The organism is Vibrio gazogenes (genome assembly GCF_023920225.1).
Lineage (GTDB): Bacteria > Pseudomonadota > Gammaproteobacteria > Enterobacterales > Vibrionaceae > Vibrio > Vibrio gazogenes.
This window is the reverse complement of sequence record NZ_CP092587.1, coordinates 2,092,295-2,106,697: the sequence shown is the minus strand read 5'-3', so window position 1 is coordinate 2,106,697 and position 14,403 is coordinate 2,092,295. Positions and strand designations below refer to the sequence as shown.

The 14,403-nt window shown below is 46.5% G+C and carries 13 protein-coding genes and 4 tRNA genes; 12 read left to right on the top strand and 5 right to left on the bottom strand.

All coding sequences use genetic code 11. The features are described 5' to 3' along the window. Nucleotides 1–7: 7 nt before the first annotated feature. The 3 genes from cmoB to MKS89_RS09305 all read right to left on the bottom strand — a co-directional run bounded on the left by cmoB (nucleotide 8) and on the right by MKS89_RS09305 (nucleotide 2,797). Nucleotides 8–979 carry a tRNA 5-methoxyuridine(34)/uridine 5-oxyacetic acid(34) synthase CmoB gene (gene cmoB / locus MKS89_RS09315; protein ID WP_072958568.1) on the bottom strand — a complete coding sequence of 324 codons (972 nt, stop codon included), beginning with the start codon at nucleotides 977–979 and terminating at the stop codon, nucleotides 8–10. Nucleotides 980–1,096: 117 nt separating this feature from the next. Then, complete coding sequence (gene cmoA, locus MKS89_RS09310; protein ID WP_072958565.1) at nucleotides 1,097–1,825, bottom strand: carboxy-S-adenosyl-L-methionine synthase CmoA; 729 nt, start codon at nucleotides 1,823–1,825, stop codon at nucleotides 1,097–1,099. Nucleotides 1,826–1,927: 102 nt separating this feature from the next. Continuing rightward, entirely contained in the window at nucleotides 1,928–2,797 is an 870-nt protein-coding gene (locus tag MKS89_RS09305) for a DUF72 domain-containing protein (protein ID WP_072958563.1), read from the bottom strand. Between the two features lie 368 nt (nucleotides 2,798–3,165). Here MKS89_RS09305 and aspS point away from each other — a divergent pair, with 368 nt between their 5' ends. Together aspS and MKS89_RS09295 are read left to right on the top strand one after the other, a co-directional pair. Further along, on the top strand, nucleotides 3,166–4,938 hold the full coding sequence (gene aspS / locus MKS89_RS09300; RefSeq protein WP_072958847.1) for an aspartate--tRNA ligase: 1,773 nt from the start codon (nucleotides 3,166–3,168) through the stop codon (nucleotides 4,936–4,938). A gap of 130 nt (nucleotides 4,939–5,068) precedes the next feature. Then, a complete protein-coding gene (locus MKS89_RS09295) occupies nucleotides 5,069–5,650 on the top strand; it encodes a thymidine kinase (protein ID WP_072958560.1) in 582 nt (193 codons plus the stop codon). A 20-nt stretch (nucleotides 5,651–5,670) separates the two neighbouring features. Here the strand turns inward: MKS89_RS09295 and MKS89_RS09290 are convergent, their stop codons facing one another. Together MKS89_RS09290 and MKS89_RS09285 are read right to left on the bottom strand one after the other, a co-directional pair. Continuing rightward, nucleotides 5,671–6,498: an NAD(P)H-binding protein gene (locus MKS89_RS09290; protein ID WP_072958844.1), complete on the bottom strand. Its 828-nt coding sequence runs from the start codon at nucleotides 6,496–6,498 to the stop codon at nucleotides 5,671–5,673. Between the two features lie 12 nt (nucleotides 6,499–6,510). Next, nucleotides 6,511–6,753 (bottom strand): TIGR02647 family protein, encoded by a 243-nt coding sequence (locus tag MKS89_RS09285; RefSeq protein ID WP_072958557.1) that lies wholly within the window; start codon nucleotides 6,751–6,753, stop codon nucleotides 6,511–6,513. A 260-nt stretch (nucleotides 6,754–7,013) separates the two neighbouring features. Between MKS89_RS09285 and MKS89_RS09280 the strand changes: the two genes are divergently transcribed. The 10 genes from MKS89_RS09280 (at nucleotide 7,014) to pheS (ending at nucleotide 14,390) form a co-directional block, all read left to right on the top strand. Beyond that, nucleotides 7,014–7,087, top strand: a tRNA-Cys gene (locus MKS89_RS09280). Nucleotides 7,088–7,107: 20 nt separating this feature from the next. Then, nucleotides 7,108–7,183, top strand: a tRNA-Gly gene (locus MKS89_RS09275). Nucleotides 7,184–7,418: 235 nt separating this feature from the next. Next, nucleotides 7,419–8,414 (top strand): ketoacyl-ACP synthase III, encoded by a 996-nt coding sequence (locus tag MKS89_RS09270; protein WP_077316458.1) that lies wholly within the window; start codon nucleotides 7,419–7,421, stop codon nucleotides 8,412–8,414. After that, the gene (locus tag MKS89_RS09265) at nucleotides 8,411–9,397 is read left to right on the top strand and encodes an NAD-dependent epimerase/dehydratase family protein (RefSeq protein ID WP_072958555.1); all 987 of its coding nucleotides are present in this window, start codon (nucleotides 8,411–8,413) and stop codon (nucleotides 9,395–9,397) included. The genes MKS89_RS09270 and MKS89_RS09265 overlap by 4 nt, the downstream gene beginning before the upstream one ends. Further along, nucleotides 9,366–10,229, top strand: coding sequence for an MBL fold metallo-hydrolase (locus MKS89_RS09260; protein ID WP_072958552.1), 864 nt, complete (start codon nucleotides 9,366–9,368; stop codon nucleotides 10,227–10,229). Before MKS89_RS09265 ends, MKS89_RS09260 begins: the two co-directional genes overlap by 32 nt. Then, nucleotides 10,226–11,485, top strand: coding sequence for a F390 synthetase-related protein (locus MKS89_RS09255; protein WP_072958549.1), 1,260 nt, complete (start codon nucleotides 10,226–10,228; stop codon nucleotides 11,483–11,485). The genes MKS89_RS09260 and MKS89_RS09255 overlap by 4 nt, the downstream gene beginning before the upstream one ends. After that, a complete protein-coding gene (locus tag MKS89_RS09250; RefSeq protein ID WP_072958546.1) occupies nucleotides 11,473–12,591 on the top strand; it encodes an ATP-grasp domain-containing protein in 1,119 nt (372 codons plus the stop codon). The genes MKS89_RS09255 and MKS89_RS09250 overlap by 13 nt, the downstream gene beginning before the upstream one ends. 261 nt (nucleotides 12,592–12,852) lie before the next feature. Continuing rightward, a tRNA-Leu gene (locus tag MKS89_RS09245) sits at nucleotides 12,853–12,939 on the top strand. Nucleotides 12,940–12,950: 11 nt separating this feature from the next. Then, a tRNA-Gly gene (locus MKS89_RS09240) sits at nucleotides 12,951–13,026 on the top strand. A 380-nt stretch (nucleotides 13,027–13,406) separates the two neighbouring features. Continuing rightward, complete coding sequence (pheS, locus tag MKS89_RS09235) at nucleotides 13,407–14,390, top strand: phenylalanine--tRNA ligase subunit alpha (protein WP_072958543.1); 984 nt, start codon at nucleotides 13,407–13,409, stop codon at nucleotides 14,388–14,390. Nucleotides 14,391–14,403: the final 13 nt, after the last annotated feature.

The following is a 14,403-nucleotide window of genomic DNA, read 5'->3' as shown; positions in this document are numbered from 1 at the left end:
ATGTCAATTATGGTTTACGGGCAATCAGAATCGCTCTTCTCGGTGCTGGATAGCCTTCAATTGTTTTCTTCGGATCCGCCGGGTCCAGATAGTCAGGTAATGAGTTATGTGTCATCCATGTGGTTGTGCGTTGTTCTTCTGTTGATGTTTCGTTTTCATCGGCAATGACGACATCAATAAATCCACATTTCTCCAACCACGCTTTTAACGCCAGTGCCGAAGGAAAGAAGTACACATTTCGCATTTGCGCGTAGCGATCCGTCGGAACTAACACCGCGCTTTCATCCCCTTCGATAACCAGCGTTTCCAGTATTAATTCTCCACCCGCAACCAGTTGATCTCTCAACTGTAATAAATGGTCCAACGGTGAACGACGGTGGTACAGCACCCCCATACTAAATACCGTATCAAATGCTTCTAGTTTGGGAAGCGCTTCGATACCTAATGGTAATAGATGGGCCCTCTGGTCATTGCCCATTAACCGTCGTATTGCTTCAAATTGAATCAGAAACAAGTGAGATGGGTCGACACCAATACACAAACGGGCACCTTCTCCCAACATCCGCCACATATGGTAGCCATTACCACAGCCGACATCGAGCACATTTCGGTTTTTCAGCGAAGAAATATGCGGCAAAACACGCTCCCATTTCCAATCTGAACGCCACTCTGTATCAATATGGATACCATGAATGTGATAAGGCCCTTTTCGCCATGGATGGAATGTTTTCAGCAGGCTTTCCAGCTTCTTCTGTTCTCCGGCTGGCAAGGGCGTCTGATTCCGGATGGCAACCTCAGTTTTCAGCTCAACCTGATCAGGGGTGAAAGTCGGGAGCTTATTCAATGATCGGAGCCAGCGCTCAAAATCTCCGTGTGAATCGTTTTGCCAATCCGTCAGTTGCTGAGGTAAAACATTCAGCCATGGCTGGAGGCGTTGATCTTGCGCGATGAGCTGATAAAAATTAGCAAAATTAAACATTGAATCGAGTATCCTGCGAACGAAAAATAAAACTGGAAATATTCTCAGCAGAGAAAGGGAGTGTCCCGCCTGACGTAGAGTAAACCATGGTTGCCTACTCTATTTGAGCGGCAAATATCATTTGATAGCAAACATCGAACCGAAGTTAAAACACTGAAACCAAACATCAAAACTACTGAAACCAATTTGGGCGAAACGATTTTTGTGGGTTTCAATGGTATCCGGTTGTAGAACGTTCTCAATGGCACTGCGTTTCTGACTGATTTCCAGCTCACTGTAGCCATTGGCACGCTTGAATTCGTGATGTAAATCGATGAGCAGATCATTGGCTGTCGTGTCAGCGAAACTGTACTTTTCAGATAAGATCAGAATGCCGCCCGGACGTAACCCACGGTAGATATTTTCCAATAACTGGCTGCGATCATCCGGAGAGAGAAACTGAAGGGTAAAATTCAGTACGACGATCGAGGCGTTGGTGATCTCAATGTCCCGGATATCGGCTTCAATCACCTTAACCGCTGTATCGGAGCGATACGCTTCAATATGCATGCGACAACGTTCAACCATGGCTGATGAATTATCGACCGCAATAATGTGGCAGCCTTCGTGATGAATATGGCGACGCATCGAGAGCGTAGCCGCACCCAGAGAGCAGCCAAGGTCATAAACATTGGTATTGGGTTTGGCAAAGCGCTCAGCCAGCATCCCGATTGTAGAAATAATATTATTGTAACCGGGAACGGAACGCTGAATCATATCAGGGAAGACCTCAACAACCCGCTCATCGAATGTAAAGTCTCCGACCTGTTGAATCGGTGCTGAATAGATGGTGTCTTTATGACTCATGTAAGCCTCGTGATATCTCTATGACAAACCGCCCATCGGGGGCGGAACCAAGAAAAGGGGCGTATTTTATGCAATAACCGAGTGATTGTCATCATGAGCGGGTTAGAACATGCTGATCTGGTTATCGGTATCCGCTCCGGGAAAAGAGGGGAGCTCAGGGAGTGCGATATGCTGTTGCAACTGCTGATAAAGGCGCAGCGACAGTTCAGGAGCCAATTGGTTGTCCGGCGTATGAATCATCAGGTAGGGCTGTTTACCTTGTGCGACCCATGTCGGGAGTTTTTGGATCCACGCCGAGAAAAAAGCATCATTTTCCGCAATCTCCGGGTGGCCGATAAAACGAATCATCGGACGATTCGCCGTTGCAATGGCATGGACGGGAACCCGAGGTTTTTTCTTTTGTGCATCGATGATCACATCGTTGTCCGGTGTTGCTGAAAACACGGGGCGACTATCCATGATAATTCGATCCGTCTGAGTTTCGACCAGCCATTGATTAAACTGTTTTTCTTCGGGGCCTTTGTGAAAAAATGCCGGATGACGGACTTCGACGCCCAGAGGATAATCAGCCGGGAAGTAACGACAGAAACGTTGCAATGCAGGAAAATGGGCCGGACTGAAAGCTGCAGGGAGCTGAATCGTCCATAGACCAACCCGTTCGTGAAGAGGCGCCATCAACTGCATGAAATGGTTCAGTAAATCTTCACAGCCACTCAACATCAATTCATGTGTAATTTGTTTCGGTAATTTAAAGGTAAACCTGAAGTCTGGTCCGGTTGCTGCTTTCCAATTGGCAACAGTGGTCGGTGAAGGGGATGCATAGAATGTTGTATTCCCTTCGACAGTGTGAAAAACTTGAGCATATTTTTCGAGTCTCTCGGAAACGGCCGTTCCTCGCCCATACAGGGTTTGCTGCCATTGTGGGTGTGACCAGAGCGTGAGTCCGAGTCGAATAGGAAGTGTGTTTGTCATTTTTTCAATTTAAATTGTGTCAAATGCGCGATATCGTTTTGAAGAAGCCGGTCTTTTAGCGCTATAATCAGCGCCTATTTCTTTACACCGTTATACACGTACACGGTGACGATTGCGACTGAGTCATGGGTGCAGCGATGATCTTCAAGGTTTACCAAGTCATCAAATACTGCGAGATCCAATGCAACGTTATTATCAAATATTGATTCGGCATTGTATGTCGGAATTACTTGGTTGAATAGCTTGGTTGAATAGTTTGGTTGAACAGTCGCACGGTTATTTAGGATATTTTGTTGTTGTCCGCTGGTCTGGATATACAAGCGGGCAGTGAAGATTTGAATCAGTTATTGGAAATTGGGAAACTCATTATGCGTAGCCATTATTGTGGTCACCTAAACAAGTCCCTTGTCGGGCAGAATGTAGAACTTTGTGGTTGGGTGAATCGTCGTCGGGATCTGGGCGGACTGATCTTTATTGATATGCGAGATCGTGAAGGGCTGGTTCAGGTTGTTGTTGACCCTGATATGGCAGATGTCTTTGAGGTTGCGAACCAACTGCGTAGTGAGTTTTGTATTCGTTTGATCGGTGAAGTCAGAGCACGTCCGGACTCTCAGGTTAATCGCGATATGGCAACCGGAGAAGTCGAAATTCTTGCCACTCAGCTGGAAATTATCAACCGATCTGATGTATTGCCATTGGACTCTAATCAGAAAAACTCTGAAGAACAGCGTTTGAAATATCGTTATCTGGACTTACGCCGTCCGGAAATGAGTGATCGCATCAAATTGCGTGCGCGGGCTTCCAGCTTTGTGCGCCGCTTCCTCGATGGGCAGGGATTTCTCGATATCGAAACACCGGTCTTGACGAAAGCCACCCCGGAAGGGGCGCGCGACTATCTTGTGCCGAGCCGGGTTCATAAAGGTAAATTTTATGCGTTGCCTCAGTCACCACAGTTGTTTAAACAATTGCTGATGATGTCAGGGTTTGACCGCTACTATCAGATTGTGAAGTGTTTCCGCGATGAAGACTTACGAGCCGATCGTCAGCCTGAGTTCACTCAGATCGATATTGAAACATCATTTATGACCGCTGACGAAGTCCGTGTAGTGACCGAAAAAATGATCCGGGAAATGTGGCAGGAACTGCTGGATGTCGATTTGGGCACATTCCCAGTGATGCCATATAGTGAAGCGATGCGTCGTTTCGGTAGCGATAAGCCTGATTTGCGTAACCCGCTGGAATTGGTCGATATCGCCGATTTAGTCAAAGAGGTTGAGTTTAAAGTCTTTTCCGGTCCTGCGAATGATGCTAAAGGTCGGGTTGCCGTGATTCGTGTACCGGGTGGCGCAAGCTTGACGCGTAAACAGATTGATGGGTACGGTGAATTCGTCTCGATCTACGGTGCGAAAGGGTTGGCATGGCTGAAAGTCAATGATCGCGCAGCCGGCATGGAAGGCATTCAGTCTCCTGTGGCTAAATTCTTGTCTGAATCCGTGATTGAATCGATTCTGGAACGTACGCAGGCTCAAAGCGGCGATATCATTCTCTTTGGTGCCGATAAAGTTAATGTTGTATCAGAAGCATTGGGTGCATTGCGATTAAAACTGGGTACAGATTTATCACTGACAGATGAGTCTGCCTGGGCACCGTTATGGGTGGTTGATTTCCCAATGTTTGAAGAAGACGATGAAGGGCAACTTCATGCGATGCACCATCCGTTCACTTCACCATTAGGTGTCACGGCTGATGAGCTGAAAGCCAATCCGGCCAATGTAAACTCAAATGCCTATGACATGGTCTTGAATGGCTATGAAGTCGGTGGTGGCTCGGTGCGTATTCATGACTCTGCAATGCAGACCGCTGTGTTTGATATTCTAGGGATCGAAGAAGATGAGCAGCGCCGGAAGTTCGGCTTCCTGTTGGATGCACTAAAATTCGGTACACCGCCTCATGCAGGTTTAGCCTTTGGTTTTGACCGTCTGGTCATGTTGCTTTGTGGTACCGAGAATATTCGTGATGTGATTGCATTTCCGAAGACCACCGCGGCAGCTTGCCCGATGACTGAAGCACCAAGTGAAGCAAACCCTGCGGCACTTGAAGAGCTGGCGATTGCTGTACGCGCTAAAGCGGAAAATGTTTGATTCAGCGGCATGATGTAACAAAGGTGGCTTATTGCCACCTTTTTCGTATTCGGCGCTAAGAAAAGAAACGATTTGCATAGGTATTTTTATGCATATTTGAATTGTCTGGTAATGAACACAGGAAAATACTTTGGCCCAGATGTATTTTTATTACTCTGCAATGAATGCAGGGAAATCGACCACACTCCTTCAGTCTTCTTTTAACTACCGGGAGCGAGGCATGAATCCCGTGATTTATACCGCAGCCATTGATAATCGATTCGGAGTGGGTAAAGTCAGCTCCCGAATCGGGTTGGAGGAAGAGGCTTATCTTTTTCGCGAGTCTTCCAATTTGTTTGAGGAAGTCGATCAATTACATCAGCAGATGAAAGTCGACTGTATTTTAGTCGACGAATGCCAGTTTTTATCGAAAGAGCAGGTGTATCAGTTGACAGATGTCGTGGATCGACTTGGTATCCCAGTGCTTTGCTATGGGCTGCGTTCTGATTTTAAAGGTGAACTCTTTCCGGGAAGTCAGCATCTGTTAGCTTGGGCTGATAAGTTAGTTGAACTGAAAACCATCTGTCATTGTGGTAAAAAAGCCAATATGGTGGTACGTGTCGATGCTCAAGGACAACCGATTGCCGAAGGTGCTCAGGTTGATATTGGTGGTAATGACCGTTATGTCTCCGTCTGTCGGAAACACTATAAAGAGGCATTGGGGCGTCTGTGATTGGCCCCTTCTTGAAAAGATTATAGGTAACGGAGTGCATCCAGCGTGTGCTGATAATGGAATGAATAGCCGCAACGGCAAAGTTTATCACCGCTGATTTGCTTATCTTCTTGCGCGACAATCGGTGGCAAAGCCGCTTCTGATGACACGGTGTCTAGTGCTGCTTGATAAAATTCTGCTTTGCTGACGGTTTCCGGCGTTGTGACATTAAAAATCCCGGAGAGTTCTTGTTCGAGAATATAACGAACACTGCCAATGGCATCATCAAGATGCAATATATTGGCGGGTGCACGTGAACTGACTTGTTTGAGTTTAGGGACAAATCGAGCCGGATGGCGTTTGGGACCGATTAATCCGCTAAAGCGCAGGATTGCATAGTCGAGCCCACTATCGATCACATGCTGCTCTGCCGTAAGTAAGACTCGGGCTGATGTACTGAAATCAGCATTATCTTGCGCGAGGGTCAGGTTTGCATCTTGTTCTGTCATCACTCCGGGATGGTTGGGATAAACACCGGTCGTACTGATCATGATTAATTTTTTCACTTGTGCGATTTTGCACTGTTCGACCAGACAGCTCCAATAATGCGCGTATTCATCCTGTTTATTCTGTCTGAATCCAGGCGGAAAGCAGCCAATCACGACTTCAGCCTGCTGTGCGATCAGTTTGTCGGATAAGGGGCTTTCGGACTGTTCGAAATGAAAGCAGAAACTGCGAATGCCCTCAAGTTTCAGGGCATCGGCTCCGGCCGGTGTGGTTTTACTGGCGAAAACACGGCAAGAATCAGATAAATGATGTGTCAGTGGTAAACCAAGCCAGCCGGCACCAATGATTGTGATATGTTTCATCATGTTTGTTTTTTATTCCGGTTCCGGAGCCAGTACTCGGAGAATGCGATCGGCATCCTGAGCCATTTCGATACCTTCATCGGTTAAATAACCACCGTCCGGGTGGGTGCATAGGTTTTTCCGATAGAGGGCTTCAACGGCATCTTGGACTTTCTTTTCAGCAGTTTTGTGGACTTTAATACCTGTATCACGACTATTCAGATCAAATTGAAGCAGTAAGTTAAGTTCATTAAGCAGTTGTGTAGTAAATTTCATGGCGTTTTCACCTATTCACAAATGGATGACATTACCATAGAAATAACCGCTGTATATCGCAACAGTTGAATGTTGAAATTGTTAGGTCAGAAGAAGAATCTGACCGGTCAAGTCGGGCAGATCGGCGAAGCTTACAACATTTGAGTGTAAAATAGGCAAATGATTCAAAAAGCAAAAAATTTTGTTGACTGGATTGGGTGAATCCGTAGAATGCGAACCCGTATCAGAGATGGTGATTTTATCTTTTCGATACAAAAGTTGGCGCGTTGGCAGAGTGGCTATGCAGCGGATTGCAAATCCGTGGACCTCGGTTCGACTCCGGGACGCGCCTCCATTCTCTTCTGAGATTTCAATGCGACACTAGCTCAGTTGGTAGAGCGCAACCTTGCCAAGGTTGAGGTCACGGGTTCGAACCCCGTGTGTCGCTCCAGATTTTCTTGCCTGAACTTCATTTTTCATTTTCTGATAAAAACATGTCACTATCGTGAATCTGTTTCAATATCCCTTATCGGCGTTTCATTTCCCCTGTTTTTTGTTTATCACATCAGTCAATCAGAATGTGAACTTGACCCATATTGTGATGACAACCGATGAAACAGACTAGACTTACATCGTCCCTCATAGTATTTTGAACACTGTTTTTTATTTTAGTGTAATGAGAACTTATGGCATTCGATATTGTTTCTAGTGGTATCTATTTACCTAAAAATCGGTGGTCTTCGGAGCAAATGGACGCTTTTCTGGCACTGCCCACCGGGACGGCCAAAAAAAGGTTTGGCGTTGAGTACCGACATGTTGCCGGAGACACGGAAAGTGCGATCGAGATGGGACGCAGGGCAGTCGAAGATTGTTTCAGTCAGACCGAATTCAGTCTCTCTGATATTGATTTGGTCATTTATGCCAGCGGGACACATCATCAATCGTTACCCTATGATGCTTCCGCATTACTTGCCGCCCTTGATGCACCGTCCGGTATCGAAAGCTTTGATTTAAATAGCACCTGTTTGTCATTCTTAACGGCATTGGATCTATCCCACAGCCTTTTTTTGGCAAAGCGTTATCAACGAATTCTGATTGTGACGAGTGAAGTCGCAACGGGAATTACGTTAAATCGCTCTTTTCCTCCCCAGAAAGAAATTGCGACGTTATTTGCCGACGGTGCTGCTGCATTTTTACTTGCGGCCAATGAGCAGAGCCCCGGATTAGTTACTCGTCGCTTTGAAACCCATCATTCGGGATATCAATATTGTCAGATCCCGGGCGGAGGTAGTTTTCTTAATCCTCATCGAATATCTCACGATGAGAATCTCAATGTTTGTCGGTTTTTTATGGATGGTAAAAATTTATTTCGCAAGGTGGTTCAGGTCTTACCGGCGTTTCTGCAACATGGGTTGGCTCAGGCACAGATGACACAAGACGATATTGATTATTTACTGCCGCATCAGGCGAGCTTCCGGGCATTAGAAAAAATGCCCCAAATGACAGGGTTTTCTGCCTCGCAAGTCGTCAACCGTTTTTCAACGTTAGGCAATCAGGTTGCCGCTTCCATTCCTATTAATCTCCATCTGCTGAGAAATGAGCCGGATACGAAGGGCAAAAGTGTATTACTGATCGGTTCTGCTGCCGGACTATCACTTGGGATGGGATTGATTTATCTATGAAAATTCTCATTACCGGCGGCAGCGGTATGTTGGGTAGTGCGCTGATACGGTTATTCCATCAGCAGCACCAACTCCGTTTTATCGCCAGAAATACTGATATCGCGCGTCAGCTGGAACGCGACTATAATGCCGTCGCATATTTACTGGATTTAAATGATCGGGCAGCGTTGATAGAGGCTTGTCAGGGCGTGGATGCCATCATTCACTGTGCCGCTTTATCCAGCCCTTGGGGAACTTACGAGCAATTCTTTCAAGCGAACGTTGCGGCAACCCAGAATCTTGTTGAAGCGGCCCGAATTCAGAATGTGTCATGTCTGGTTCATATCTCAACCACCAGTGTCTATTTTGACTATGCTGACCGATGGGCCATTACCGAGAAAGATGCGCTGGCGCGTCAATGGTGTAATGACTACGCGAAAACGAAATATCTCGCGGAACGCGTGGTCGAGAATAATCCAGTCAAAAGTATTATTTTACGTCCGCGTGGTATTTTCGGACCGAATGACCGAGCGATCATTCCCCGAGTGCTGAGTAGCGTATTCTGCGGGCAGTTGCTGTTACCATCAGGCCGTAATCCGGTGGTTGATTTAACGTGTGTTGATAACGTTGCCCATGCTGCGATGCTGGCCTGCACCCAAATTGAAGATTTGTCACACGGGGAAATTTTCAATATCAGTAACGGTGAACCGATGCCTGTTGAGATGCTGTTGCAACAGTTACTGACTGCCCTGAATCATCCGGTGACCATTCGGCGACTCCCGTATTCGGTTTTGCGGCCACTCTTGACGTTGAATGAATGGATCCGTCAGCGGCTTCCTTCTCATCCTGAGCCCCGTTTGACTCACTATAGCGCCGGACTTCTCCATCACCACCAGACGCTGGACATCACGAAAGCCAGAGAAATATTAGGTTATCAGCCACATGTCACAATCAACCAAGGAATCGAGCAATATGTCAGATGGTTTGCAACTCAGAATCTTTGAAGGTGGCTATTGTGTTCATCCGGGGTTTGTCGTCAAACCCGGCAGTGGTCTCAAGCCAAGGGCTTTTCCCGCTGCGGTGGCTTTGATCAAGCACCCTGAGCAGGGCTATGTGCTCTTTGATACGGGATATCATCAGCATTTCTTCGATGCGACGCGCACCTTTCCGGAAAGGTTTTATGCATGGACAACACCGTGCCATTTGCAACATGGAGAAGATATTACTGCGCAGCTTGGTCGCATAGGGATTGATACACCGCAAGTGAACCATTTGGTGTTGTCTCATTTCCATGCCGATCATATCGCTGCGATGAGTGAATTTGGCCATGCTGCGATCCACTGCTCAAAAACGGGGTTTGATGCGATCAAGCATCGAGGTCGTTTTAGCGGCGTCAGGAAAGGGTATTTGCGTCAACTGATTCCGGATGATATTCACCAACAGTTGCACTTTCATGATCGATTTGATCGCCGTATCGAGGAACTTTTACCACAGCTTCACGGTGTTGAGCTGTATTGTAAAGACTTGTTTGATGACGGCTCACTCTATCTGGTCAGCTTGCCCGGACATGCTGCCGGGCAGATGGGGATGTTAGTCCGATTGCAGGCGCAATGGGTATTCTTGTTAGCCGATGCCTGTTGGTTGATTGAGAGCCTCAGTGACAATCTGGATCAGCACTGGCTGGCGAATATTATCTGTGAAGACACCAAAGCATACCGTCAGACATTGGCACAATTGAGGTTATGTTATCGACTTGCTAAAGCGGAGATTCAGTTTGTGCCTTCCCATTGCCTGACCAGTATTCGGGCACTCTGTGAGCAAGGATGGCTACGATGATCACCTTGTTACGTCAGTTTGCTTTTGCACGCTATCATCGGTTTGCTTCTCGCTCCCAAGTGCTGTCTTGGCAAGACAAACAGCTAGAGCGCCACTTGCAGTGGGTCTGTCAACATTCACCTTTTTATCAGTCGTTCCGTAATCAGCCGCTTGAAGCATTTCCCATCATGAATAAATCGCTAATGATGGCGAATCTGGAGACGATCAATACCCGTGGATTAAAAACAGATCAGTTGATGTCAGTTGCACTCGAAGCGGAGCAATCACGACGGTTTGAACAATCGGTTGTCAATGATGTAACGATCGGGCTCTCTTCGGGAACCTCGGGCCAACGAGGACTCTTTTTGGCTGATGACCGCGAAAAACAGCTGTGGGCCGGTAACATACTTGCCAAGCTACTGCCTCATCTATGGCAGAAACATCGGATTGCGCTGGCACTCCGAGCAAATAGCCCGTTATATAAATCCGTTGCCAAAGGGCCGATTCAGTTCTTTTACGCGGATTTAAATCAACCTTATGAGGTTTGGATTCGGGCGTTGGATCGTTTTCAGCCCACACTCCTGATTGGCAGTGCGCAGGCATTGCAATTCTGCGCAATGTACAGTGGGACATTCGGTGAGCGGAAGATGTCTCCTGCACGCATCATCTCCGGGGCAGAAGTCTTAACCCCCGTTGACCGCACCCTGATAACGCAGACATTTGCCAGTGAACTTCATGAAGTTTATCAGTGTACGGAAGGTTTTCTTGCCTGTACGGATATGCAAGGGCAGATGCGTTGGAATCAGGATATCGTTCATATTGAGAAGCATTGGTTAAATCCGGAAAAAACCCATTACAGCCCGATCATTACCGATTTCCGGCGCCGAACCCAGCCGATCATTCGTTATCAGCTTGATGATGTGATTGCTGCGAAACAAGATGACGCGCCATTCGAGCCGCTCGGTGCGATTGCCGGACGCTGTGGTGATTGTCTGGTGTTAGAGCAGGGTGGGGCACAGACCGTCGTATTACCGGATCTGGTCTATCGCGCGGTCACAGTGGCGATAGAAGAACGCGTGGATTATCGCATTACCCAAACCAGCGCCAATCACTTAAAGATTGAAGCTGCTCCCCAGTTTCATCTAGTGATTCAGGAGGCGTTATCGGGGTTGTTACAGCGATTGGGGCAGGTGTCTGTAACATGTGAATATGCACCACCGCCTGACTGGCACCCGATGAATAAACAACGACGAGTGGTGAATGAATGCAAGTCTTGATTACCGGCGCGCGTGCACCAGTGGCATTAGAGTGGGCAAACATTTTCTGTCGTCAGGGACATCGGGTGGTCATGACCGATGCTTTAAAACAACCGTTGGGATCATTTCTGAAGCAGATTGAAGATTATATTCAAACCAGTTCACCTCGGTTTTCTTTTGCTGATTACCAGACGCAGATACTCGATATCATTGATCAATTTGATATTGATATGGTCGTACCGACCTGTGAAGAAGTGTTTTTTCTCGCTGAGCTCGTAAAGCAAAGACCCCATGTGAACTGGTTCATGCCGGATGCAGAATTATTACTGGTATTACACAATAAATTGACAGTCTTTGAAGCTTTATCCGGACTGCCCAACGTCGTGCTGCCAGCGACTCATTTAGTCACTGATCGCCATGATGTGGTGTGTGGTTCGGAGACCGTATTGAAGCCGGTTTATTCTCGTTTTGGCGCACAAGTGATCTGTGATGTCACACCACCAGCCTTGGCACAGATCAACATATCGACCGATGTGCCTTGGGTTCAACAACAAAAAATAGTGGGTCAGCCGATTTGTAACTATGCCTTGTTTGAGAACGGGCAAATGCAGATTCATCAGGCTTATCAACCGAGACTGTGTGTCAATCAGTCTGCGGCCAGTGCTTTTCAGCCCATTGATGATCCGGCAATCGAACAATTTATGCGCGCATTTGGACAGCGATTTGGTTATCACGGGCAGGTTTCATTTGATTTTATGCGTGACTCGCACGGTTTATATGTGATTGAGTGTAACCCGCGGGCAACCAGTGGGTTGCATTTGGTCGCGCCATTTTGTCAATCTGTCGTGCCCCATTTTGTGTTCTCTGAGCCAAAACTCGCATCACTTTATCATCTCGGTGCGATGGTGTTTTTAGCCGGTGGTGTGACGTCGTTATTTCGATATCAAACATGGCAAGGCTATTTTGCGGGTAAAAATGTCATGAAGCGCCATCACAAAGAATTGTCGATATTCGCCCCCGTATTGAGTTTTTCAGAACTCTATCGACAAGCTAAAAAACACCGAATTTCGCTCAGTCAGGCATCAACTTATGATATCGAATGGAATGGGCCAGGACAGACCGTCTGAAACTTGTTCTTTTGGTGAACTTCGTCACACTATTCAACCCTCAGATGTATCTTGGATCGCCTCATATCGCAGCTGATCAAGACAAATCAGCATGAGGAAACGCATAGAAAATGAGGAAATAGACCGATTTTTAGCCATACAGTTCATCATGGTGGATTTTCTTGTTGACGAAAATTTTGAATCCAGTAAAGTACCTCTCGTTCCTCAGTGGTGATTGCCTTTTAGGAATCATTCAAGTGAGGTAATGCTTTGATATGCTCTGCCCTGGTGGTGGAATTGGTAGACACAAGGGATTTAAAATCCCTCGGCGTTCGCGCTGTGCCGGTTCAAGTCCGGCCCGGGGCACCATCAAAGACAATGCGACATTAGCTCAGTTGGTAGAGCGCAACCTTGCCAAGGTTGAGGTCACGAGTTCGAACCTCGTATGTCGCTCCAAATTTCAGTTCATCTCTCTTCTTAATTCAATAATTCAATAATTCAATAATTCAATATTTCAATGTTCGTCTCCGCACAACTTATTATCTTTTGTTGGATTTTGATGATCCTGTTTTGATTCGATCCGTCATATACCATCTACCAAAGCCCTGATGTCATCCTATTCTTCCGAAAAGATTTTTCAATAAAACCCTAGTCGTTAATTTTTTGTCATCAAACTCTGTCGAATTATTGCTCAATAACCACATGAAAAACGATTACAATTTGGCTTTATAAGCCGCTTTGGGTACTATGTATAGCTATTTTATTAGACCTAAAAATTGTTCGGGAAACCGAAAGAACCTTTGTGGGAACTGCCAAGCAAGGCAGATGAGGAAACGATGCAACATCTACAAGAGATTATTGCCAGTGCAAGTGCGGCAATTCAGGCTGCTGACACGCTGAATGCATTGGATGAAGTTCGTGTTCAGTATCTGGGAAAAAAGGGTGAGCTGACTGCTCAGTTGCAAAATCTGGGTAAATTACCCCCAGAAGAGCGCCGAACTGCCGGTCAGGAAATCAATGCTGCCAAAAATACGGTTCAGCAGGCTATTTTTGCCAGAAAAGAAGCACTACAGCGTGTAGAATTAGAACAAAAATTGGCTGCTGAAACCATTGATGTCACGCTGCCGGGACACCGGATTGAGAATGGTGGCATTCATCCGATTACTCGGACGATTGAGCGCATTGAAAGCTTTTTTGGTGAACTTGGCTTTACCGTTGAGTCCGGTCCGGAAATTGAAGATGACTTCCACAACTTTGATGCACTGAACATTGCAGAAGATCATCCGGCTAGAACCGATCACGATACTTTTTTCTTTAATCCTAAGTTAATGCTCCGTACCCATACGTCTGGTGTACAGATCAGAACGATGGAAGCCAGCCAGCCACCGCTACGCTTTATTGCCCCTGGCCGTGTTTATCGGAACGATTATGATCAGACGCATACACCGATGTTTCATCAGGTGGAAGGTATGCTGATTGATGAAAATGTGAATTTTGCGCATTTGAAAGGCATCTTGCATGACTTTTTGTGTAACTTCTTTGAAGAAGAGCTTGAAGTTCGTTTCCGTCCCTCTTACTTCCCGTTTACTGAGCCGTCAGCAGAAGTTGATGTGAAACGGAAAAACGGGAAATGGCTTGAAATATTAGGGTGTGGCATGGTTCACCCGAATGTCTTGCGTAGTGTTGGTATTGACCCTGAAAAATATTCCGGATTTGCTTTCGGAATCGGGATTGAGCGTCTGACGATGCTTCGTTACGGGGTCAATGATCTGCGGGCATTTTTCGAAAATGATCTGCGTTTCCTCAAACAGTTCAAGTAATTCAGGGGTGAAA

Excerpts from the sequence above, each read along its gene's own strand:
- cmoB (WP_072958568.1), bottom strand. The coding sequence starts at position 979 with ATGTTTAATTTTGCTAATTTTTATCAGCTCATCGCGCAAGATCAACGC.
- cmoA (WP_072958565.1), bottom strand. The coding sequence starts at position 1,825 with ATGAGTCATAAAGACACCATCTATTCAGCACCGATTCAACAGGTCGGA.
- MKS89_RS09305 (WP_072958563.1), bottom strand. The coding sequence starts at position 2,797 with ATGACAAACACACTTCCTATTCGACTCGGACTCACGCTCTGGTCACAC.
- aspS (WP_072958847.1), top strand. The coding sequence starts at position 3,166 with ATGCGTAGCCATTATTGTGGTCACCTAAACAAGTCCCTTGTCGGGCAG.
- MKS89_RS09290 (WP_072958844.1), bottom strand. The coding sequence starts at position 6,498 with ATGAAACATATCACAATCATTGGTGCCGGCTGGCTTGGTTTACCACTG.
- MKS89_RS09285 (WP_072958557.1), bottom strand. The coding sequence starts at position 6,753 with ATGAAATTTACTACACAACTGCTTAATGAACTTAACTTACTGCTTCAA.
- MKS89_RS09270 (WP_077316458.1), top strand. The coding sequence starts at position 7,419 with ATGGCATTCGATATTGTTTCTAGTGGTATCTATTTACCTAAAAATCGG.
- MKS89_RS09265 (WP_072958555.1), top strand. The coding sequence starts at position 8,411 with ATGAAAATTCTCATTACCGGCGGCAGCGGTATGTTGGGTAGTGCGCTG.
- MKS89_RS09260 (WP_072958552.1), top strand. The coding sequence starts at position 9,366 with ATGTCAGATGGTTTGCAACTCAGAATCTTTGAAGGTGGCTATTGTGTT.
- MKS89_RS09255 (WP_072958549.1), top strand. The coding sequence starts at position 10,226 with ATGATCACCTTGTTACGTCAGTTTGCTTTTGCACGCTATCATCGGTTT.
- MKS89_RS09250 (WP_072958546.1), top strand. The coding sequence starts at position 11,473 with ATGCAAGTCTTGATTACCGGCGCGCGTGCACCAGTGGCATTAGAGTGG.
- pheS (WP_072958543.1), top strand. The coding sequence starts at position 13,407 with ATGCAACATCTACAAGAGATTATTGCCAGTGCAAGTGCGGCAATTCAG.